Annotated in this window: 17 protein-coding genes; 9 read left to right on the forward strand and 8 right to left on the reverse strand. The window is 70.6% G+C overall.

Annotation, left to right across the window (positions count from 1 at the left end; genetic code table 11):
* Positions 1 to 487 precede the first annotated feature (487 nt).
* The 3 genes from OG247_RS41290 (at position 488) to OG247_RS41300 (ending at position 3,224) form a co-directional block, all read left to right on the forward strand.
* Positions 488 to 1,780, forward strand: a complete 1,293-nt coding sequence (locus OG247_RS41290) for a hypothetical protein (RefSeq protein WP_327257097.1) — start codon at positions 488 to 490, stop codon at positions 1,778 to 1,780.
* Between the two features lie 369 nt (positions 1,781 to 2,149).
* A complete protein-coding gene (locus tag OG247_RS41295; RefSeq protein ID WP_327257098.1) occupies positions 2,150 to 2,584 on the forward strand; it encodes a hypothetical protein in 435 nt (144 codons plus the stop codon).
* Positions 2,585 to 2,792: 208 nt separating this feature from the next.
* A complete protein-coding gene (locus OG247_RS41300; RefSeq protein ID WP_327257099.1) occupies positions 2,793 to 3,224 on the forward strand; it encodes an OsmC family protein in 432 nt (143 codons plus the stop codon).
* A 1,336-nt stretch (positions 3,225 to 4,560) separates the two neighbouring features.
* On the opposite strand, the gene OG247_RS41305 is transcribed toward OG247_RS41300, so the two are convergent.
* The gene (locus OG247_RS41305) at positions 4,561 to 5,145 is read right to left on the reverse strand and encodes a TetR/AcrR family transcriptional regulator (protein ID WP_327257100.1); all 585 of its coding nucleotides are present in this window, start codon (positions 5,143 to 5,145) and stop codon (positions 4,561 to 4,563) included.
* Between the two features lie 89 nt (positions 5,146 to 5,234).
* Between OG247_RS41305 and OG247_RS41310 the strand changes: the two genes are divergently transcribed.
* A complete protein-coding gene (locus OG247_RS41310) occupies positions 5,235 to 5,681 on the forward strand; it encodes a DUF1772 domain-containing protein (RefSeq protein ID WP_327257101.1) in 447 nt (148 codons plus the stop codon).
* Positions 5,682 to 5,757: 76 nt separating this feature from the next.
* Positions 5,758 to 6,201 (forward strand): DUF4267 domain-containing protein, encoded by a 444-nt coding sequence (locus OG247_RS41315; protein WP_327257102.1) that lies wholly within the window; start codon positions 5,758 to 5,760, stop codon positions 6,199 to 6,201.
* Between the two features lie 15 nt (positions 6,202 to 6,216).
* Here the strand turns inward: OG247_RS41315 and OG247_RS41320 are convergent, their stop codons facing one another.
* Positions 6,217 to 6,390, reverse strand: coding sequence for a hypothetical protein (locus OG247_RS41320; RefSeq protein WP_327257103.1), 174 nt, complete (start codon positions 6,388 to 6,390; stop codon positions 6,217 to 6,219).
* Positions 6,391 to 6,610: 220 nt separating this feature from the next.
* Between OG247_RS41320 and OG247_RS41325 the strand changes: the two genes are divergently transcribed.
* Both OG247_RS41325 and OG247_RS41330 read left to right on the forward strand, forming a co-directional pair.
* Positions 6,611 to 7,993 carry a helix-turn-helix domain-containing protein gene (locus OG247_RS41325; RefSeq protein ID WP_327257104.1) on the forward strand — a complete coding sequence of 461 codons (1,383 nt, stop codon included), beginning with the start codon at positions 6,611 to 6,613 and terminating at the stop codon, positions 7,991 to 7,993.
* A gap of 908 nt (positions 7,994 to 8,901) precedes the next feature.
* Complete coding sequence (locus OG247_RS41330; RefSeq protein WP_327257105.1) at positions 8,902 to 9,069, forward strand: hypothetical protein; 168 nt, start codon at positions 8,902 to 8,904, stop codon at positions 9,067 to 9,069.
* A 176-nt stretch (positions 9,070 to 9,245) separates the two neighbouring features.
* Here the strand turns inward: OG247_RS41330 and OG247_RS41335 are convergent, their stop codons facing one another.
* Positions 9,246 to 9,764: a hypothetical protein gene (locus OG247_RS41335; protein WP_327257106.1), complete on the reverse strand. Its 519-nt coding sequence runs from the start codon at positions 9,762 to 9,764 to the stop codon at positions 9,246 to 9,248.
* Positions 9,765 to 9,962: 198 nt separating this feature from the next.
* On the opposite strand from OG247_RS41335, the gene OG247_RS41340 reads away from it, so the two are divergent.
* Together OG247_RS41340 and OG247_RS41345 are read left to right on the forward strand one after the other, a co-directional pair.
* Complete coding sequence (locus OG247_RS41340) at positions 9,963 to 10,481, forward strand: hypothetical protein (RefSeq protein WP_327257107.1); 519 nt, start codon at positions 9,963 to 9,965, stop codon at positions 10,479 to 10,481.
* Between the two features lie 678 nt (positions 10,482 to 11,159).
* Complete coding sequence (locus tag OG247_RS41345; protein ID WP_327257108.1) at positions 11,160 to 14,456, forward strand: hypothetical protein; 3,297 nt, start codon at positions 11,160 to 11,162, stop codon at positions 14,454 to 14,456.
* A 258-nt stretch (positions 14,457 to 14,714) separates the two neighbouring features.
* Here the strand turns inward: OG247_RS41345 and OG247_RS41350 are convergent, their stop codons facing one another.
* Genes OG247_RS41350 through OG247_RS41370 form a run of 5 tightly spaced genes read right to left on the reverse strand, consistent with a single transcriptional unit; the run spans position 14,715 to position 22,042 of the window.
* Positions 14,715 to 19,556 carry an FAD-dependent oxidoreductase gene (locus OG247_RS41350; protein WP_327257109.1) on the reverse strand — a complete coding sequence of 1,614 codons (4,842 nt, stop codon included), beginning with the start codon at positions 19,554 to 19,556 and terminating at the stop codon, positions 14,715 to 14,717.
* Between the two features lie 30 nt (positions 19,557 to 19,586).
* Positions 19,587 to 20,039, reverse strand: a complete 453-nt coding sequence (locus OG247_RS41355; protein WP_327257110.1) for a PASTA domain-containing protein — start codon at positions 20,037 to 20,039, stop codon at positions 19,587 to 19,589.
* Between the two features lie 7 nt (positions 20,040 to 20,046).
* The gene (locus OG247_RS41360; RefSeq protein WP_327257111.1) at positions 20,047 to 20,610 is read right to left on the reverse strand and encodes a hypothetical protein; all 564 of its coding nucleotides are present in this window, start codon (positions 20,608 to 20,610) and stop codon (positions 20,047 to 20,049) included.
* A complete protein-coding gene (locus OG247_RS41365; protein ID WP_327257112.1) occupies positions 20,607 to 21,125 on the reverse strand; it encodes a hypothetical protein in 519 nt (172 codons plus the stop codon). Before OG247_RS41365 ends, OG247_RS41360 begins: the two co-directional genes overlap by 4 nt.
* The gene (locus OG247_RS41370; RefSeq protein ID WP_327257113.1) at positions 21,122 to 22,042 is read right to left on the reverse strand and encodes a hypothetical protein; all 921 of its coding nucleotides are present in this window, start codon (positions 22,040 to 22,042) and stop codon (positions 21,122 to 21,124) included. The genes OG247_RS41365 and OG247_RS41370 overlap by 4 nt, the downstream gene beginning before the upstream one ends.
* Positions 22,043 to 22,162 lie beyond the last annotated feature (120 nt).

Here is a 22,162-nt window from a genome sequence, read left to right on the forward strand (position 1 = left end):
GCGCGGATCCACCAGATCGTCAACGAGTCCGGGGGCGCCCTGGCCGAGGCGGCCCAGAGGCGGGGCATGCCGAGGCAGTCCCTGGACCGTCTGCTGCACAAAGCACAACCCGACTGGCATGTGGTGGAGCTGGTCGTGAGGTACTGCATCGAGGAGACGGGCGGTCAGGACCGGCACGGCTGGCTCAAGGAGGTCAACGGGCTCTGGGAGAAAGCACGGACCACCGCGCCCGGCACGAGCACGGCCACGGCGCCGCCGGCCCCCGAGGGGCCCTTGGCCGGACCCGGGCTCCTGGTTCCGCTGCTGGGGCTCGTCCTGGAAGGGCGGTACGAGCTGGTGGCGGAGCACCTGGCCGATTCCGGCCTGGTCGACGCATCAGGTGTGGGTGAAGTGCTGAAGGAGCTCGGGAGCCGCAGTCCGAGCGCGGTGGCCGCCGTGATCCAGGCGGCAGCCGCACAGGGGCGCCGGGACACGGCCCGATACCTGGATGCATGCCCTGGAAGACTGTGCGGAGGACGTCGCCGCCGCGGTACGACGCCATCTGCCGCCCGACCCTCCGATCGACGTGCCGGACGATGTGGACGCGCCCGAGCCGGCCGTACCCGCGGTGAGCATCGAGGCCCTCGACCCGACTGCCTTCGAGGGCAAGCGCCTGGCGCTGCTGGTCCGCCGCGGTGACGTGGCCCAAGCCGCCACGGACATCCTCGTCCGGGCCACGCCCGATCCCGACAGTGACGGTGCACGGACCAACATCTTCAGCAAGATGAGCCTCGGGCATGAGGGCGTCCACCTTTCCAACGCCGCCGACGGGGTCCTGGCCCTGCGTCAGAGCGACGCGGAGGACCTGCGCACGCTGGCGGCCGTCCTCGGGGCTCTCGCCCTGCGGGGCCACCCGGACCTCGCCGCCGTCGTCCTTCGGCGGCTCGCCGACGACGACACGGCCTTGGCCACCGACGTCCTGCAGGCCGTGCCCCGTTCCCAGGCACTCGCCGTCGTCCGTGCCTCCACCACCGTGAGCTTCACGACCATCGGATTCGGGGCCACCGAGGCGCTGCTGGCGCGGGCGCCGGCGCCGGTCGCCGCCGAGTTCCTGCTCGCTGCCGCGCGTGACAGCCAGGGTGCGAAAGAGCCGACCGACCTGCTGATGGGGCTGCCGCACCGTACCGAGGTCCTGCACCGCATGGCGGCGGGCGACCACCAACAAACCGCCCGCGTCCTCAACGCCGTGGCCGTGGACTGGAGCCTGACCGACCACAACACCCCGGAACACCGGATCACGGCGTCGTTCCTGCACGTTGCCCGCGCCGACAGCGCCGTCGCCGCCCGGGTCCTCCTCCAATTCCTGCGCTTCAACACCGGTAGCGCAGCCGACCTGCTGTACCTGATGGAGACCGCATCCGCCCAGGGTGATGCCACACGGGTGACGGCCCGGGCCCTTGCGGGCACACTCGACCTCGCCCCTTCGGTGGCCGCCACTGAGATCGCCCGCATGGCCAGGCGGGAGGACTTTCCCATCCGCCTCCTGGAGCAAGTCACCGTGGACAACTCGCCCCACGGAACCCTGCTCGCCACCCACATGATGGCCCAGGACCTCGCGTACTTCCGTTCCCAGATCCCCTCCATGATCCGCCAGCGGGCCACCACCCTCGCCGCGGAACTCCTGCGGCAACTCGCAGGCCAGGAACCCGAGGCCCCCTGGACCCTGATACGCCAGGCCCTCACGGCAGGAGCCATCGAAGCGGCCCTCGCCAATGCCGACGCCTACATCGCGACCCGGTGAACACGGCTACGGAGCCGCTCCGATTCCAACTCGGCATTCGGGGAGGATCGGAACGGTCAGTGGCGACAGGGGGCCGGTCCTGATTCCGGTTCGGTGACTCGGCCTCTTTTCGCCGGTCAGCGGTCCTACGTTCCGCCTCGACGCTCGGGCGTTGGGGCCGGCCCGGACGGGTGCCGTGCGTTCCGGTGGTGGGGTGGCCGTGGAGCCCGGCGACACGCCGCGTACCTTCGGCGTATGCACGATGAGCAAGAACAGGATCCGGGCCATGGCAAACCCGCGCCGGGGCAGGCCGCCGCGCCTGCTGACACCACCGGTGGGGCTGTGGCGTCCGATGCGGTGTTCTTCGTGTGCGCGACGTGTGGGGTCCCCTTGACGGAACCGCTTACTCGGCTGCCCGCAGTTCCCGAGCCTCCGTTCTTCGCGTGGTGGGACGCGGACGAGCCGGGCCCGTCGCCGGCCACCGTGCCGTCAGGCCGCTTTGCCATCGAGACGGAGCCCTACGGCGCGCCCGTGGTCGCCACCGACGTCCCCGGGCCGGCGATGCCGCGCCGCGGGGCGAAGGCTGACGTGCACGGGCAATGGCTGGTGTCGCAAGGGCCGCGAGGCAACATCGTCATCAACCCGGACGACGCGCGCGGCCTGACGCTGCAGCACGCCTCCTCCGCCTGCTGCGGAGCGACCCCGGACGGTGGAATGAACCAGCTGTGCGCCTGCGGAACCCTCGTCGCGACCCTCTGCTCCGACTGCTGCCTGCCGTACGAACTCCACCTCTCAGCCGACCACGTCCGCGCCGTCCACCCCTAAAGCAGGTCTGGCTACCACCAGGTCGTCGCCAGACTGCCCGGCAACACCGTAGCCAATGTCAAGGGCGGCAACGGTCGCTGCACACGGGATACCTGATCCGGCTGAAGCCCTGCGACCCCGGAGCGATCCCGGCCCCGTGGGCCCGTACGGACTCCCGCTCGGCCGTGTGGCACGGCTTGTGCGCGGTGGCGGGGCTACCGTCGATGTCATGACTGCTGATTCCCTGCGCTCCGTGACCGTGGAGCGAACCGGTCCGGGCATGTTCACCGCGACCAACTCCCGCGGTGACACGATCACCTTCGCCACCGGATCAGGTGGAGGCTTCACTCCCGTCGAGCTCTTCCTCGCCGCGATCGGTGGCTGCTCGGCGGCCGACGTGGACGTCGCCACCACCCGGCACGCCGAACCCACCCATTTCTCCGTCGCCGTCGAGGGACACAAGGCCGAGAATGCGGGCGGAAACCACATGGCCGACCTCGAGGCGGCCTTCACCGTCCGCTTTCCCAGCGGCGAGGCCGGCGACCGGGCCCGAGCCATCCTGCCGCGCGCCGTAAAAACCTCCCACGACAAACTCTGCACCGTCAGCCGCACCGTGGAAGCCGGGACTCCTGTCACCGTAAAAGTCATCGACACGGACTGACCGACCGGGCCGCCCACGTGTACGCGACGACGGGTACGGCAAGGGATCCGAAGCCACGAACGCCAGCGCCAGAGCAAACTCTCGCGCCATGCCAAAACGTGGCTTGGAGTACTGGCAGGCGTCGCCGGCATCGTGGGTACGGCGATCGTTTTGATCGATCGACCGTCTCCCCCCAAGCCCTTCACCTCGGCGGACTGGGCGAACGAAGCCGACAACGTGTGCGACGAGAGCTGGAGCGACGTCCTCGAGGCGATCAACAAGTCGAACGCTGCGACACTCGCAGCCCTCACTGCCCGGGCCGCAATCGCGACAGCTGACGCGCTCCCTGCTGAGCAGTTGCGACGGGTCTTCCTTACGGCGGCAACACCGAGACCCTCAACAAGTTGTCGACTTCTCTGCACCGACAGCGAGATCGGCGCCGTCATCGAAGCGCCGGCCGAAGACCTTCACGTTTCGACAAGTCCTCACCCAGGTGCTCGGCTACGGACGTGCGGACGCCGTACCCGAGCGTGTAGGCATCTGATCGGCCTCTCCTTGAGGCTCGGAAACGCCCTGCCCAACGAGCCAGAGATGATGCAGTTGACATCCCAGCATCCCGCGGCTGGCCGGCCGCGCAGCCACACACTTGACCTTCACCACCCGCCTGCGCTTTCTATTTGTATCGCCAGCCACACGAGCGGTGCCGCTGCCAGAACGATCAGCACCAGACAGCACGGTAGCTGGGAGTCCTTGAGGGGTGGCTGGGCTGCTACCTGCGGGGCCACTCGGCGCACGTCGCCGGCGTGATACCACTCCTTACCGGCGGACCCGTTAGTGGTCATCCAGCTCTCCGTATGGACCCGCACTCCATGGGCCAGCGCATTTACATACACCGAGCCAGCACCGACGCCCGGCCACAACGCGCTCACCTGGCGCGCCGTCAGCCACTCGCTCTCCAACTCGTCAGCCACATCATGCCTTTCTCCCAGCACCAGGGACACGGCATCATGAACTGTCGCATAGTCAGGCGTAGTTAGCCCCCCTCCCAGCGCTTCTCGGCGTTCCGACGCGCCGATCCGCTTCCCGGGGTCTGACTGCCGCCCGACCCCAAATCACGGCGACGGGGTGTGAGCGCCGTTAGTGCAGTCAACAGGCCAGAGGTAGACCAGCTATGGAGCAACCTGGGTGCCAGTCAATGTCTGTGAGCCGAGCGCAGGCGGCAGCCCGCACCGCGGTATCCAAGGAGGGCGGGCGGTCTGCGGTTGCGCCGGGTGGGTGCGGGTGACGGGGCGCGTTGGCGCAGGCCGGCAGCGGCGGGGCCCGAAGGCCCCGGCCGCATGCCCGCCGGGGCGGTGTGTCAGGCCACGGCCACGGCGAGCCGGCTCACGAGCAGTTCAACCCTCGGCGCGGCGTCTTCGGGCGGCAGCCGTCCCGCCCGGGTGAGGGTGGCCAGGCCGTGCAGGGAGGCCCAGAACGTCTCGGTGAAGAGTCCGGGGTGGACGCCGTCCCCGGCGACCTCGCCCAGGCTCTCCAGGAGCGCGGCGAAGGCGTCCTTCAAGGGCTCCGGGGTGTCCTCGTGTGCGAACGCGAGACCGCCGTCGAGCTGGAAGATGGCGTCGTAGACCGCCGGGTTGTGTGCGGCGAAGTCCAGGTAGGCGTGCGCGAGGGCGGCGACCCGCTCGCGCGGGCCGTCCGCGGCGGCGGTCGCGGCCCGCACCGCCGCGGCCAGCTCGGCGGCGCCCTCGAGGGCGACGGCGCCGATGATCTCCCGTTTGCCGCGGAAGTGGCTGTAGAGGACGGGCTGGCTGTATTCGATGCGCTCGGCGAGCCGGCGGGTGGTGACCGCGTCCCAGCCCTGCTGCTCGGCGAGTTCACGGGCCGTCGCCACGATGAGGCGCTCGCGCTCCGCCCGTTCGCGCTGCTTGCGTTCCTGTACCGACATGATTCGATCCTAGCATCGCTAGACAAGAGAGCGGCAGTAGTACTAGCGTTGCACCATCACCTAGCAACGCTAGATCCCAGGAGGTCGTCATGTTCAACGCACTCGCGGTCGTCACCACCGTGCTTGTCGGCGTGATGGTGGGGGTGGAGTTCGCCGTCGCCTTCGTCATGAGCCGGATCCTCAACGCACTCCCCGACGACAGCCGCCAACTCGGCCATGCCCACGGGGGCCGGATGCTCGGTGCCCTGATGCCGGTCTGGTACATCGGCTCGCTCGTCCTCGTCGTGGTCTGGGCCATCGCCGGATGGCACCAGCACGGCACCGGCCTCGTCGTCACCGCCGGCGCGCTGCTGATGCTCAGCGTGGTCATGTCGATCCTGCTGCTCGTCCCGATCAACAACCTGAACAAGACATGGACCCCCGAGAACCGGCCCGCTGACTGGAAGGAGCAGCTGCACCGCTGGGAACGTTTCCACTACGTCCGCGTCGCCGTCATCATCGGCGCCTTCACCCTGCTCGTCTCCGCCCTCGTCTGAGCCCGCGGGCCGGCCCCGCACTCGCTCACCCAACTGACGAAGACTCACAAGACGAAGACTCACAAGGGGAAGAATCATGTCGCTGAAGAAGATCAACACCGTCCTGGCCGCCGTCTTCATCCTCTTCATCCTCTGGTTCGGGACGGGGTACATCCTGAGCCCGGAGACGACGGCGGCGGGCTTCGGCCTGCCGAACCCGCCCTCCGGCGACGGTGGCGGCTTCCTCGTGGTCAAGGGAATCCGCGACGTCGTCCTGGCCCTGGTCCTGGGCATCCTGCTGGTGACGGGTCACCGCCGGGCGCTCGGCTGGGCGCTGCTGGTGGAAGCGCTCGCCGCGTACGGTGACATGACCACCGTGCTGGCCCACGGGGGCCCCGTGGCCACCGCGCTCGGTGTCCACTGCCTGACCGCGACACTGATGGTGGTCAACGGCCTGCTGATCATGCGCGAGACCCGCAACGCCCCGGACGCGGCCGCTCTGGCAATGTCCGCCCCGCAGCCCGCGCCTCAGCCCGCCTGACGCCCGGACTCCACGTCAGCGGGCGGCGATGGCGCACACGCAGGTCACGACGAGGGCCACGGCCATCCCGGCCGCCGTCAGCGGGGCGGTCAGTGCGGGGTGGCGGTGGACGGCGTACCCGACGGCGCCCGCCAGGAGCAGCGTCACCAGGGTCAGGAGCAGGAGTACGGCCAGGGCGATCGAGGACATGGGGTCTTCCTTTCGTCGGGTCATGCCGTGGCCGGCACGCGGTGGGCAGGTGTGCGGTGGTCAGATGTGCTGTGGTCAGGTGTGCGGTGGGTTGGGGAAGTTGGCCGGTATCGGCTCTCTGTGATCGACCTTCGCGCCTAGGCTCGGTGTCCCCTCCTGGGAGCAGGTGGTTTCCCGGTGGGGAAGATTTCCGTGGGCCTCGGGGGGAGCAGGAGCAGTCATGTCTGAGGGCGATCGCCGCAGTGGGGCAGGTTCCGGCGTGGAGGGGGCCGGGGAGCCCGGCTCCGTGGCGGCGGCGCGGGCGCTGGGGGAGCAGCTGCGGCTGCTGCGGGAGAACGCGGGCCTGTCCCAGCGGGCGATGGTCGCCCTGCACGGGGGGAGCATCACCTCGGTGTCGCGGTACGAGAACGGGGACCGCCTACCGCGCAGTGCCTACGTGGAGGCGCTGCTGGAGGAGGCGGACCGGCGCGGGCGAGCCCCGCTCACCACCGCCGTACGTGAGCTGGTGACGGCCCTGTACGAGCGAGCCCTGGGCCCGGTGGGCGGGCGCAACAGCGAGCGGGCCGCGCTCTACGAGCAGGAGCGGGCACTGCGGGAGGTCCAGGACCGGGAGGCCGAGACCGCCCGGCTGCTGGCCGAGCTGGCCGAGCCGGCCGACCAGGGGCAGGACCCGCAGGCCGGCACGGAAGCCTCGGACGGGGTGGGCGCGCGGGCGGCGCAGCTGGAGCGGCTCAGTGGCCACCTGGCCGTACAGCGGCAGCGGATCCTGGGCGAGATCGACCGCCTCGTGGCCCGGCTTCCCGGCGAGGGCTCCGCCGAACTCGTGCCCCACCAGGGGATGGGGCCGTTCCCCGAACCCGTTTCCGGCACTGGTCACGAGGCTGTTCCCCCCTGGAAACACCGCCTCCCGCTGGCCGGCCTGGCCGCCGTTCTGATCGCGGTGGCCGCGATCATCTGGGGAGCGGTACTGCTTCAGCGGGGCAATCCGGCCCCGGGACAAAGCCCGATAGCCGACGCCGGACCCGGGCGCGAGAGCACCACACCGACACCGAACCCGACCCCTTCACCGAGCCCCACGCCCTCACCGACGCCCACGCCGACGTCTTCCCCCACGCCGCCCACCCCGGCCTCCACCCCTCCCTCATCCGGCCCCGCGCCCGTCCCGCCGCCGAGCTCCACCCCGCCCCCGGCGAGCGAACCCCCCGCCCCGACCGTGCCCGAGACCGTACGCGTGCGCTGGCGCGGCACACTGACCCTGGACGACGGCAGCAAAACCGGGATCCCGACGACGGGCTGGTTCCTGGATCCCGTCCCGCCCCAACGGGCACCGCTGGGGGATCTCGGACTGTCCTGCCAACTCAGCTGCGATCCAGGACGCTACGTCGGCAAAACGATCGTCGCCTTCAAGGGTCCCGGGACACCCGACCGCCAAAAATGCGTCGACCTCCTGAACACCAACCTCGGGCAACGCACCGCCGACGTCCCCGCAGGCCGCCCCGCCTGCTTCGGCACCGAAGCCGGCCGGGTCGGATACTTCACACCCGGCACAGGAAACGGCGGCCAGGTCAAACTTCAAACGACCGTGTGGGAACTACCCGACTGAACGATCGACTCCGAGTCGTCGACCGGTGCTCAGGCCGCCTGAACCGGCCGTCACTCACCACGCGGCCGGTGGGCAACTCGCCGGGCATGCCTCCGCAGGCCACGGCCCGTACTTGCCGGAAAGACCCCGTGCCGCGCCACCGACACTGTCCGGGGCGCGGCGAAGCGAAGCCCACTGCCGGGGTGGGCGGATTCCACACTTCAGGCCGACTTGGATCCCTGCTCCCTGCTCCCCGCCCCTGGCTTCGGTCTCTGTACGCCACCGGGCAAGGCTCTCTCTGGCCCGTACGGTCTCGGGATGGTCTTCTCCGAGAACCCGCGCCCGGTCGGCCGCGAACTCGGCCACGGCCCTTGGTACGTCCCCCGCCCACCCCCGCCACCAGGCGAGGCCGTGGCGGGTCGTGAGGGTGTCGGTGTGGTCGGCGCCCAGCACGCGCAGTCCTGCGACATACCGGCCCCCTGTCATGACATGCCCTGCTGGCTGATGGTCCGCCACTTCATCCCGCACCGCGAGAGATTCGTCAGAGGAACGCGCCCCTACCGGCACCCGGCCGCACCCTCCTGGCCGGGGGGCCCACCTGCTGCCCCGCGTACTGCTGATCGACGAGCTCGACAAGGATGACCTCGACCTGCCCAACGACTTGCCCGACGACCTGCCGGACGTCTTCGAGACGGGAACGGTCTCCTGGGGGCGCCTCGTGGCGCCTGGTGGCGGGTGGCCTAGGTCTGTAGCCGGCGCATTTGCCTGGTCTCCCGGGCCGCGTACAGGCCCCGCCGGGCCACCACCGAGCTACTTGCCCGTTCTCGTACCGCGCCCCTCGCCGTCCATGCGCCCGACGCCTCCCTGCCATGGGACGAACCCGAGGGACGTGGCAGTAGGAATCGAGAGGGGTGGCTGCGATGGACCCGATGGTCGTTGGTTCACTGATCGTTCTGGGTGTGGTGGTGGCGTGCGCGACTGCGGCTGTGGTGGTGGTGTGGCTGGCCATGCGCGGTACCGACTCCCGCCACCGGGCAGCCGTCCTCAGGTCCGCCGCCGAGATCGTGCTGGCCATCCGCGGCCGCCGACGCCCATAGGACGAGCAGCGCGTCCGACAGTTCCGAAGCCCTGGCCGAGCTGCCCTTGCGCAGCACTCCGCCCCGCTGGATGACGTCCGGCAGGGCGGAGTCGGCCCACAGCGTCCCGTCGGATGGCGGACCGCAGGGCAGGGGGAGCAGCGGAACGGTGGTACGGCGGTGAACGAGCTGAGCGGCTACTCGGCAGTCGGCTCGACGTAGGTGTTGTCGAACCAATCGAGGAACTCGCGGACGGTGCCGATCTTGGCGACTCGGGCGTGCAGGGCCTTCTGGTCGTGTCCGGCCAGGAACCAGCCGCCGGCGACCGGTTCACCGCAGCCGCAGCCGCACAGGCGCCCGTCATGGGGGGAGTCGAAGTAGGTGATCGGGTTGCGCGTCGACTCCACGGGAGGCTTCCCGCCGACGTAGGCGTCGTAGACCGCGTCGCCCGGCGCGAGGAACCTGCCCTCCATCGCCTTGCGTCCTCCGGCCACGGGAACCAGGCTGTCGATCCGGATGGCCATCCGCACCTCACCTTCGCAGGACAGCAGGGCGTACTGTTCCTTCTCCGCCCGCTCGCCCAGGACCCAGCAGCCTCGGTTGGCGCGGAACAGAGCTTCGTCGCCCATGTTCGGGTCCCAGCCGACGTGCTCCCGGCCCAGCTGGTCCTCCTGCGGGTTGACGTAGCGCATCCGTCCGAGCGTGATGTGGATCATGGTTCGCCCCCAATAGGTGCATACCCAGGGCCACTTGCCCTATCGACTATGGGCATCCTGGCGGAGCCTGGCGATACCTTCAAGCCCCGGGATGCTAGGTCTTCGACTATGTGAAACGCCGGCAGCAGGTCGTGCAAACCCGCCGGACCGCGTCGCCCGTGGCTGCCGGAGGCCTGGCGCCGCCCATAGGCTGGTGGCGTGCAGGAACTCACTCACTCGGACAGTGCTTTCATCAACTTCCGCGACCATGTCTTCAATGAGTCCGGAGGGCACGGCTACCGCTGGATCGATATCAAGAGGTTCCGGCTCCCCGCGGACGCGCCCGGCGATCCCGCCGTGATCGCTGCCCTGATCGCCCATGCTCAGTTCCGCGACGACTACGCGGGAGGCGGCGTCGAGCCGGACGGCACCCGGCACGGCCCGTACTGGACGCAGAACGTCACCGTCGACGCCTACCGGGCCATCAGCCGGAACGGCGCGGCCGGCACGCTCCAGAGCTGGGCAAGCCAACATGGTCCGCTGCCCAGCTCCCTGGAGGACGTTCTGGCACGTGAGGTGTACCCCGCCGTCCGGCCGGCCACCAGCTGCTATGAGCTCTCGAATCTCGGCCCCGAGGCGTTCCACGACTGGGGAGGGGTGCACATCGACTTCCACGAGTTCGTTGTCATCGATCGCCGGGACTCGTCCCTGACCCTGATCGTCGCCGCCGACGACTGACATCGCGGACGCCCCCGAAGCGTCACCGACGGCAGCTGATCAAGGCCTACGAAACCTGCCGCACCGGCATTCGGGCCGAACCGCCAACGTGGCCCGATGGATCACGACGTCGCCGCAGGGCTGGTCGAGGCATGGCCGGCGGCCCGAACTCCGAGGCCAGCGGCCACCTCGGCTACCAGGCCGTCGAGCACCACCGGCCGGCCGTCCTGCACTGGCTCACCGTCGGCTGTGGCACGGCCGGCGCGGGCGGACCGGGCCTCGTACCGGCCGGCACCGCCAAGTCCCTCCAGTTCGAGCCTCAACCACTACCTCTGGGGGCGGAGCTCGGAGGCCGACGTCCTGCGGCCCGGCCAAATCGCCGCGATGCGCCTGAGCGGCCGCCCCCTGGAGCCCCAGTCCGTGCTCCGGATCCTGCGCACCGTCGCCGCCACCCACTCGCCGGCGGACCCCGCCCGGCCGGTGCCCGGTCCGGCCGGCGTCGGCTCGAGCGCCGGAGGCACGCGGCGATGAAGACCCGGGCCGTGAGGTTCTCCTGTGATCCGGCCGCGGCGCGACCCGGACTTCGGTGTTCCGCCTGGTCAACAGGGGGGTGGCCGTGCCAGGCGGGTTCGAGGCTGACCGTAGAGTGTGCCAGCCATGTGACATCCACATGGCCGAAATCGCTCCGGGGGGAACGAAATGCTCAACTCCGCGCGTCCGCGCGCACGGTTCAGATCCGCGAGGACCCTGCTGGTCCCCGCTCTGCTGGCGGCGCTGCTGATGCCCGCCATCCCGGCCGCGAACGCGTTCGCCGCGCCGCCGGCGGCCGCTGCGTCCACGAGCGTGGCGCCCGCGCCCGCGCCGGCGCCCGCGTCGAAGGCTGAACCGGTGCACCGCCCGGCGAGCTCGGCGAGCCCGGTCCGCGAGAACAAGGCCGCGGAGTCGGCGCCGACCCCGGCAGGCTCGGCCGACGAACCCTGCGCGCCGCTCGCGCTCGCGCCCCTCGGCGATCCGGGCAGCGCGGTCGGCAGCGCCACCATCGAGCCCCAGGGCACTGCCTGCTTCGAGGTCGTCGTGACGAAGCCGGGCATGCACCGGCTCCTCGTCTCCGACCAGTACGCCTACGCTTCGCTGACCTCCGGGACCTCCGGTGGGAGCCAGGTCGCGTGCGGGGATCCGAACGGCTCCTGGTGCGAGCTCGCGGCCGGTACGTACACGGTTTCCGTCTACAACAGCCACTGGGAGCCCATCACCAACCGGGTCGCCCTCGTCCCGCTGATGGACGCCCCCGGATGTCCGGCCGTCGCCGGCACCCGCTACGACTCGGCCCCGACCTCGGGGCTCTCCGCGGACCGCCTCGGCATCGTCTGCCACGCGTTCACCGCCGCTCCCGGCGAGCGGATCACCGCCGACTTCCAGCTGGCCGAGTACGGAGACTTTACGTACTGGATCACGGACGGCACCGGCAAGCGCCTCTGCGAGAGTGCCAACTGCGTCCTGCCCGCAGGGGTGGGCGGCTACCGCGTCCTCGCCGAGATCCGGTGGCTGAGCGGAGGCTTCCCCGCCGCGTACACCCTGAAGGTCCGGCGTCTGTCGAACCCCGAGGGCTGCGTGCCCGTGGCGATGACCTCGTACGGCTCCGCGCCCGCGCAGTCCGCCCCGCAGACCGGGTGCAGGACGTTCACCCCGACCGCGACCGGCCGCTACGACGCCGACGGAGTCGACGCGGAGGGCAGGGTCTCCGGCATCGCGGTGTACGCGGTGGACGGCTCCGCCGTCTGCACGGACGGGCGGGACTGCTCGCTCGCCGCCGGCGTCGCGTACACCCTGCGCACGGACATCGCCGTGCGGATCCTGTCCCGCACCGCAACGGCGGGCTGCGAGAACGTGGTCACGCTCGCGCGCGACCACAAGGGCACGTTCGCCGTCCCCGGCGAGGTCGACTGCCTGAACCTGCCGGTACCCCAAGGCGCCCACGTCGCCGTCCTGTCCGACGGTGCCGCGTCCATCAGCGTCGTCGACGCCAAGGGAGCCGCCTTCTGTGAGAACGGACTGACGGACGGCACCTGCGTCCTGGGCGGCACCGCTCCGTACCGCGCCCTCGTCTCCAAGCTCGACCCGGCGGGGGAGAGCCACGTCTACCGTCTCGTCGTCCACCGCACGGACGCGCCGAGCGCCTGCCGCACCTTCCTGCCCGGCGACTTCACGGGGAAGCCGGCCCGGATGAGCGTGAAGACCAGCACGGAGGTCTTCGCCGACTGCCTGTCCATCGGGGCGAACGAGCACTCCGCGCGCGAGATCTTCCAGATCCAGCGGGTCTCCGGCGACTTGAACGCCGTCGCCAGCGTCCTCGACGAGAAGGGCAAGGTCGTCTGTTCCATCAGCACGTCCTACGGCTCCTTCTCCACCTGCTCCCTGACGGCCAACGCAGCGCACACCGTCCTCGTCCGGGGCCCGAACGCGCCCGCCGAGTTCGCCCTGACCCGCCTCGACGTCACCGCCACCGCGCGCGGCTGCGTCCCGACCGCGGCCGCAGCGGTGGGCGGCCCGTCCACCGGCGGCGTACCGGCCAAGCCCGGCACGTTCCTGTGCCACCAGGTGACCACGGCCGACGCCGCGGACACCCTGCACCTGAACGCCCGGGACGCGCAGGCCTCCGCCCGGCTCCTGGCGTACAAGGCGAACGGCGAAGTCGTCTGCGATTACTTCGCCGCGGGCTGCGCCGCCACCGGCTCCACCCGCTACCAGGTCCTCATCCAGGTTCCGGAGGGCAAGACCGCGGCGCCCGCCTACCGTCTGGACGCACTGCGCATCGGTACGGCGGCCGGGCCCGCCCCCGAGTGCGTCAAGGTCCCGAACGTCAGCTACGGGTTCGGGCCGCTGACCGCCACCCTCAGCGAGCAGAAGACGGCGATCTGCGCCGTGCTCCCGACGGCGACCGGCGACAGGTTCGACCTGAAGTTCACGCCCGCCGGGACCTTCGACCAGTCGCCGACCCCCTGGCTGTACGACCGGTCGGATCTGAAGAACGGTTGCTGGGGGTACGCCTGTTCCCTCCCGACCGCCGCCCCGCCGAAGGCCTCCCGGCCGAGCACGCTCGTGATCGGTCTGCCGGAGAAGCCCGCACAGGCCTCCACCGCGGTACGGGTCGACGCGACGTGCACCACGATGGTCTGCGGTCTCGACGAGCGGACCATCGGCACGGTGGGCCCGTCCACGGTCGGCCGGGGCAAGGTCACCATGACCGTCACGGGCACCGCACTGCGCGAGGACACCGTGGTCGAGTTGACCAACGGCAGCTTCCGCGCCCGCTCGACGACCGTCTCCGTCGCTCCCGACCGGCGCCGCATGACGGTCGCCCTGGACCTCACGAAGGCCCCGCTCGGCCCGCTGTCCGTGAGCGTGTTCGCGCACGGCATGGAGTACGGCAAGGGCTCGGTCACCGCCGTCGCTCCGATCCGCTCCACCGCCGCCCCCACCGTCACCGGCACCGCGGTCGTCGGTGGCACGGTGAAGGCGACGACCGGCTCCTGGTCGCCGGTCGCCGACTCCCACACCTACAGGTGGTACGCCGACGGGAAGTCGATCTCGGGTGCCACGGCCGCGTCGTACGTTCTGCCGTCGACGCTCCAGGGCAAGCAGCTCACCGTGGTGGTGACCGCCCGCAAGGCCGGACACCCGGAGGCCAAGGCCACCAGCGCCGCCGTACTCGTGAAGGGAGCCGCACCCAAGGCGACGAAGGCCCCGGCCATCACGGGCACGGCCAAGGTCGGCAGGGTGCTGACCGCGAGCCGCGGTACGTGGACTCCGGCACCGACCTCGTACACCTACAAGTGGTACGCGGACGGGAAGCTGATCACCGGTGCGACCCGGTCCACGTTCACCCCGACCAGTGCGCAGCGCGGTAAGCGGATCACCGTAAAGGTGACGGCCAACCGGACCGGTCACATGTCCGGCACCGCGACCAGCGGCGCGACGGGGGCGGTCACCGGCTGACCAGCCCGCTCGACGAAAAGCCCCTGGGGCGGCCATCGGGCCGCCCCAGGGGCTTTTCGTCGAGACATCGCCGGCCCGCTGGGCCTACCGAGTCGGGACCTCGGCCAAGTGAGGCAGGCTCAGCTTGGCTCTACGGAACTTCGTCATGAGCGGTTCCATCCACCCGAATCACCCGGCGCCGGCCCGGAAGGTGCAGGACCGCCTGCGGTGGCGCAACGCACATGCCCGACACCCCGGCGAACGTTCGTTGACAACGCGCTACGGGGTCGCGAAGTCGGGGCCGTACTGCTTCCGCGCCGCTGCCTTGATCGCCGCGATGTCCGCGTTGAACGTCGCCCGGGTAGGGCCGAGAACGTGCTTGTAGTCGTAGGTGGCGCCGAACCTGAACTGCTCGACGACGAACGAGGGCGTGAGTTTGTCGCTCTTGTGGCCGGTCTGCCAGGGCACGGAGAGGAAGTTGCGGCGCTTGAGGAAGCAGGTGTTGTTGATGCTCAGTGACACGTCCACCCACCTCTTCTGAATCATCGCGAAGGCCGCTTGGGTCTCCGCTGCCGATTGCGCGTCAAGTGAGGCCAGAAGCGCGGCTGCCTGACGCTCGGCCTCGGGGACGAACGGCCCGCCGGCGAGGATCGCCCGTTCGGCCACGACCGTGCCGAGGTAGTTGGAGCACAGGTCCTCGGGAGAGAACGACGAGATGTGCTGGTTGAAGAGCTGGAAGTTGCAGGCGCCGGCGCCGTCGGGGTACGTCGCGATCTCGTGCGCCAGCGCGTCGTCGTAGGCGATCGACCGGGCCACCTCCATCCATTCCCTGGGCGGGACCGTGCTCGTCAGCGTGGCCTCGCCCTCCCCGGTATTGATCTTCGCACCCTTGGCGCCGCCCGCTCGGTGGATCTCCTGGTAGGCGAACGCGGTCACATCGCAGGTGTCCCAGAGGTGGCCGAAATCCACGAACCCGGCCCTGCCCGTGTAGACGATGTTCGGCGCGGCGTCACTGTGCTTGCCGACGCCGCCGGAGCCGATGAGGAAGAGGGGCGTGAGTGCGCAGCACGGCCGGCGCACCGGTTTCGCCGCAGCCAGCTTGGGGCTCGGCGGGGTGGGGGGTACGAACGGCGGGGGAGGAGGCGGGGGCGGTGGTGGTGGAGGCGGCGGTGGCGGTGGAGCGAGGCCCGCGTCGAGTGCGGCCCACGTCTTCGGGCCGATCCTGCCGTCGTGTTCCGCCGGCCGGCCCGGGAAGGCCAGCTTCTGGAAGGCCACCACGACGGCGAAGGTCTTCGCGCCGAAGACGCAGTCGTCGACCAGCGGTGTTCCGGTGATGCCCGGACGTCCGGCCGCCAGCTCGTCGGCGTGGATGACGTTCAGCCGGCGCTGCGCCGAACGCACCGCAGGGTGACGGGAGTGGAGGGCGAGCAGGGCAGGGCGGGCGGACGGCGGTACCGGGACGTCGGGGCAGGGTCCGATCGCTTCGCCGTACCCGGGGCCGGAGTCCTCGTAGTACACATCGGGGGCGTCATCGTCCCACCGGTCCCGCAAGCCTCCGAGTCGCATCGTGCCCGCCTCGCTCTCCGCCGCTTCCGTACCGATCCACGGAGCCAGCTCGGCCACTGCCAAGTGCGTGGTGTGCGGCCGGCCGCACATCATGCGCCAGGCGGCGGTCACACGGTGGGAGGCCAGTGCGCCGGACTGCAGCGCCCCTTCCATGTAGCCGAAGAATCCCGGCGAGGCCTGCTCGCCGGCGAAGAACAACCGCTTTTGGTAGGGGGCGCTCAGGTTCTTGGCGACGGTGGTGACCTGCCCCACGCCCGGCACCGCGTAGCCGGTGCAGATGAAGGGCTCGTGCGGCCAGTCGACCAGGGTCGACTTCTTCACGTTGGTCGTGTAGCTCGGGTAGATCTTGGGCAGCTCCGCCGCGTAAGTCTTCGCGTCCCGGACGAACTGCCCGCCCGAATAGACGGTCAGGGCGAATCCCGGTGGCTTCGGCTGCCGGTCGGTGCCCTCCCACACGCTGCCGATCCGGTCCCAGAGCGCGCTCGGCGCCAGCTTGTCCGCGCTCCAGGAGTCCCGGTCGAAGGCGCTGAGGAACTTGACCGCCGGGCCGTGCTGGATGGCGTAGTCGGCCGGCTTGAAGGGTGTGCTGCCGTTGATCGACGGCCATACGGTCGGCGGAGCGGCCAGGACGGCGAAGTCGAAGTCCGCCGTGCGGCTTCCCCCGGACGAACGGACCGTCACCCTCACGCCGTCGTCCCGTACGTCGATTCCGGTCACCTCGGTGCCGAGCCGGACGTCCTTCAAGGAGGCCGCGAGCGCCGTGGTGAGCTGGTCGTTGCCGCCTTCGCAGCGGTGGGTCTCGGTGAGGTCCCAGTAGGCCAGCATGTTGCCGCCCACCGAGTGCGCCTTCACCGCGGTCAGGAAGCCGAGATAGCTCTGTTTGTCCAGACCGATGCACTGGTCGTTCTCGGTGATGAACTCGAACAGGTGCCGTGCGGGGGAGGAAGCCGGGCCGAACATGTCCCGGTCGTCGAGCCGGGTGGCGAGTGAGATGGTGTCCAGCTTGGCGGCGTCCTTGCTGGTCCACGGCCGTAGCGCATCGATCGCACGCGCCTCCGCACCGATCTTGCGTTGCACCTGCTTGACCTTCGCCTCGAGGCGAACCCGCTCGGGTTCGGACACGTCGGTGTTGCCGAACCTCAGCCGGACCTTGAGGCCCTTGGCGCGGTACTTCTCCTTCGGGGTGAGCTCTGTCAGCTTCAGCTTGAACCTACGGGCCAGAGCGATCCACGTCGGGTGGTTCTCCCCGATCAGCTCGGCCCCCGCCTCCACCACTTTCCCCGGTACGAGGGACCGGTCCGTGCGCACTCGGCCACCGAGCCGGTCGGCCGCCTCGAACACCGTCACCTGGGCTCCGTCGCTGCTGAGCCGCCAGGCAGCCATCAGACCGGCGAAGCCGCTGCCGATCACCGCCACCCGCAGATTCGTCAGCAGGCACGGGTCCTTGTCCGGCCGCGGCGGCGGGGGCGGCGGTGGTGGAGGTGGAGGTGGAGGTGGAGGGCTGACCCGGGCCTCGAGCGCCGCCCACGTCCTGGGGCCGATCCGGCCGTCGTGCTCGTCCGGCTTGCCGGGGAAAGCACGCTGCTGGAACGCGACGACGGCGGCGCGGGTCCTGGTGCCGAAGACACAGTCCACGGAGAGCGGTGCGTTGGGCAGCCCGGGGCGGCCCCCGACGAGGGCTTCGGCGTGTACGAGGTTGAGGCGGCGCTGCGCGTCGCCCACGGCCAGGTGGCGCGAGCCGGCCTTGAGAACCGCCGGCCGGTCGGCCGCCCGAACCGGGGTGCCGCAGCCGGCCGGCGCGGGCACGTCCTCGGTCACCGGCTCGGACCACTGCTCGGGAACGTGACCGGGCGTCGGTTCCCCGGACCGGACCGTGGCGACAGCGCACTCGGCGTTCAGATAGCCACTGCCGAGCCGGCGCGGATCCGTACCCGGCATCGGCGGATCGCAGCTGGCCAGCAGTGCTCTGTGCGTCTCCTCGATCGCAAGGGGCCGGCCGGCGGCCTCGAACATCAGCGCCACCGTCCCGGTCACCGCCGGGGCAGCCATGCTCGTACCGGACATCCGCACGTACCCGGGGCCGTCCTCGTCCCCGCCGGGGTGGGAGCGTGCTCCGAGCACCATCACGCCGGGAGCCACCAGGTCGGGCTTCTGCCGGCCGTCGCGGGTCGGGCCGCAGGAGGAGAACCGGCCCGGCGGACGGTCCGGGTCGTGCGCGTCGTACGCTCCGACCGCGAGGGTGCGGAACCCGTTGGCGATCGTGCCGAGTGTGGTGGCGGTGTCGACGTCCGACGCGTCGAAGCGTGCCTGGCAGCGCCGGCACCGGGAATCCCGCTCGATCCAGGCGTGTACCCGTCCGTCCACCACGTCGTCCGCGTCCAGTGTGACGTCCCAGCCTTCCACCGCGCGGTCCGCTTCGAGGAAGAGGGAGAGCTGGTTGTCGCCGTTGTTGGGGTCGCAGGCCCGGTGGTAAACACGGCCCACGTCCCGGCCGTCGATCGTGATGGTGCCCTGTTCGCCGAGCGGTACGACGGTCCGGTGAGCGCCGTCGGACGTGGCCACCGTGACCGTCAGCCGGTCGCGGCCGGGGTACCAGAGGTCGACCTCGTTGAGGGTGACGTCGTCCGGTTCCACCGCGACGCGGAAGGTACGGGCCTCTCCCGGGCGCAGCCGCCAAGAGGCATGGGTCCGCCGCTGGAAGTAGTTGCCGCAGCTCTGTACGACGGCGCGGCCGGGTGCCGCGCCGACCAGGTGGTCGAGGGCCTGTTCGAGGAGCTGCCGGCCGGTGTGTTCGCCCGCGTGCCGGCCCAGGCTGAGGTTGATCACACAGGGTCGGTCCCCGGCCACCTTGAAGATCATCGCGCAGGCGTCCAGCAGCTCCCCCGAGCTGCCCAGCGGCACCATTGCTCCACCGGGCTGTTGGGGCAGGCTGACCGCGATGATGTCGGCCGCGGGCGCCATGCCGGGCCGACCGCCGCCCAGGCCGTTCCCGGCGGCGATGCTCAGGGTGTGGGTGCCGTGCGCGCCCAGCCCCGCGTCGAAGTCGGTCGGGTGGTACCCGAGGGCACCGTAGGGGTCGGGCTGCTCGAGGGCGGCGTCGATGTGGGTGGCGGTGAACAGCCGGCCCGGCCCGGACGGCCCCGCCGGACGCTGGTCCCACAGAGCCAGCAGCCGGGTCCGCCCGTCCGGGTGCCGGAAGTCCGGGTGCGCGAAGTCGAAACCCCAGTCGACGATCCCGATCACGACGCCCCGGCCGGTCTCCCGGAGGTCCGGGCGGATGCGGTCGTTCGGCGCCGTGGGCCCGGACCCGTCGGCCGCCGGGGGCGGCTCGACGTCCGGTGTGTAGAGCCGCGGGGCCTTGACGCTCAGCGTTGCGGGGTCGGCCCACAGGCCGGCGATGTCCCGGCGCCGGACCCGCACGGTGGCGATGTCGCCGAAGGCGTTGACGACCCGCACCGAAGCCGGCGGCCGGTGCGGGTCCCGCAGCCGCAGGATGACGCTGACCTCGTCGCCGGGATCACCGTGGCGGGCCAACTCGTACAGCGCCGGATCCATCCTGGACTGCTCCGATCACTCCGCCGTGCCTTATCGCTTGTCTGTGTCGCCGCGATGTCCCACCGCGCGGTGGATCTCGTCGAGTTTGCCGAGGACGGCGACGTGCCGCGCCTTCGCACTGCGCTCGGTCTCCAGGAGGGCCACCATTTTGATCAGGTGGTCCAGCTTCCTGTCGAGGTAGACCGGACTGGGCAACGTCGTCACCACGTACAGGGTCACGACCGAGCCCGCCGACTGGATGGTTCCGGCGGGGGGCGCGAGACTGAAGACGGTGTCGGGCGTTCCGTCGGTGATGACCTCGCACACCTGCGGGACCAGCCCGAGGGACCTGAGCCTCTTCTCGGCCTTCGTCCGGGACCGGCCCACCAGATCGATGGGGATGCCCACCCGCGTCCCGGCCGGGGCGCAGCCATTGGAGGTGGCGGTGCTGCTGGGAATGGCGGTGCCGGTGACCGCACCGGAGCCGAATGTCAGCGTACCCATCTGCGCCTCACTTCTTGGTCAGCATCGACAGCAGGACAAGGTTCATGATCATGTCGCCGCCGCCCAGTCCGCCCTTGCCCGGTTCGCCGCCGCTCATGCCCGGCATGAGCAGCATGAACGGCAGGATTCCGGCCATCGGGCTCTGTGACGGGGCGAGCACCTTGACCGGCCTGCCGTCGAGGTCTGCCTCCACCGTCTCCTGGCTGAGCATCGGCATCAGCAGGCCGAGCATCTTTGTCTGCTGGAGATCGGCCCGGATCGCTTCGGCGCTCTTCCTGCGCTCCTCGGCTTCCTTGCGGACGGACGCGGCCAGCCTGTTCTGCCCGGTGGTGAGCGAGGTCGTCCGCGACTCCAGGGACTTGACCGCGGTGCCCAGAGTCTCGATCTTGCCGTCCAGGTTGCGGACCGAGGTCTGCAACTGGACCTGTGAGGCCGGTGTCGGGGTGTTCCTCGGGATGAAGCTGCTGCGTCGAGTGGGCGTGCGCACCAGTTGGCGCGGCGGTGTGGCCTCTTCGTATTCGTCGTACTCGATGCTGTCGAGCAGCCCATCGAGCTCGTCGTACCCGCTCATTGCTGTGTCCTTTCGCGCTGGGACGGTGGTCCGGTGGTGACGGTGGGGGCAACCCGCCGGTGCAGGCGGGCGAACAGGACAACGGCCGGGCGGACCAGCCGGTTGAAGAGACTGGGCTCGGGCGCGGTGAAGCCCGGCGCGCCGCGGCCCCGGCACCACCGGCAGGCGTCGTCGCCGCCGAAACACGCGGGGCACGCGCCGAGCGCGGCGGCCAGGTCGTCGAGCAGGCCGTACGCGGCGTCCAGCTGGTCGGTCAGTTCGTCCACCCGGCGGCGCAGGCTCTCCTCGCGCTCATGACGTTCGGCGAGCCGGAGCTCCGCCTGGGCCTCCAGCCGCTCGGCTTCCTCGGCCGCCGCCAGGTCTCGCTGCAGCTGCGCCTCACGCTGGCTGAGCAACTGCGCGATCTGGGGGGCGGAGCCGGTGAGGCCGGCCAGGCCGCCGGGCGGCTCGTCCGCCGCCGCGGCATCACCGGCAAGCTGCTGCCGGAGCAGTTCGAGCATCTGCAGACTGGTCACCGGGCATGCACCAGATCGTGGAAGCGGGCGGCGAATTCCTCGTGGTCGGCCAGGTCGTCGAAGTCCGGTTCGGCGAACTCACCGAACCCGTAGGTTTCGTCGCCCTCTTCGAACTCGGCGAACTCGGCGAATCCGACCGCCTCTTCGTACTCCCCGGCGGTTCCGTGGGCGCATCCGCAGGCGCCGGGCTTCTCGGATCCGTGGCCCTCGGCTTCTTCCTGCTCCGCGCCGACCAGGAGGCCCAGTAGTCGACCTGCCTGTTGGTCGTCCGTCGATTCGTCGGACTCCGTGTCGGTCGCCCACTCCGCCTCGGCCTCCTTCGCGAGGGTGCCGAGCAGCCCTGCGAAGGTGTGGGCGGATACCGGGACCTGCCCACGGCCGACGGGGATCGAGGGATTCCGGCCGCCGCGCAGGGCGGCCAGGGCCTGGGCCATCTCCGGTCGGCCCAGCAGAGCCGTGAGGGTGCTCGATGCGGGGCCGCCCCGGCCGCCGGCCAGGCTCAGTAGGCCCGAGGTCAGCGCGCCCCGCCCGGTCAGTGCGCCGGCCGTGTTGAGCGCGCCGCCGAGGAGACCGCCGATTTCGCGGCCGCCCCGGCCGCCATACCGCTTGAGCGCCGACCCGGTGGCGCCGAGCAGTGCCCCGCCCAGAGCGCCGAACGGGCCCAGGGCGCTGCCGGCGGCGGCTCCTTGGAGGAGCCCGGGGCCCACGGCCGAGGCGATCTTGCCGACACTCTTGGCAGCCTTCGCCAGCGTTCTGCCGAAGCCTTTGAAGAATTCCTCATACTCCGCGAGGGTGACGCTCTCGCCGAATGCCTCCGAGAACGCCTCCTCGAGTTCGCCGTCGGAGAGCCCCGCGTACCGGGGATCGAGCACCTCGCGTAGATGCGGGTAGTACGTACCCGCAAATGATTCCGTCATCCGGTCCTCCGTTCGCATCGGCCCAGAGGGCAGGCAGCGGGTGGAGGGGATCACGATAGGAGAGGGGGGATTGTCCGACACGCCGTATATGTTACTTATCTCAGGCGGGTGCCGGACAAG

It is taken from the genome of Streptomyces sp. NBC_01244 (assembly GCF_035987325.1).
Classification (GTDB): domain Bacteria; phylum Actinomycetota; class Actinomycetes; order Streptomycetales; family Streptomycetaceae; genus Streptomyces.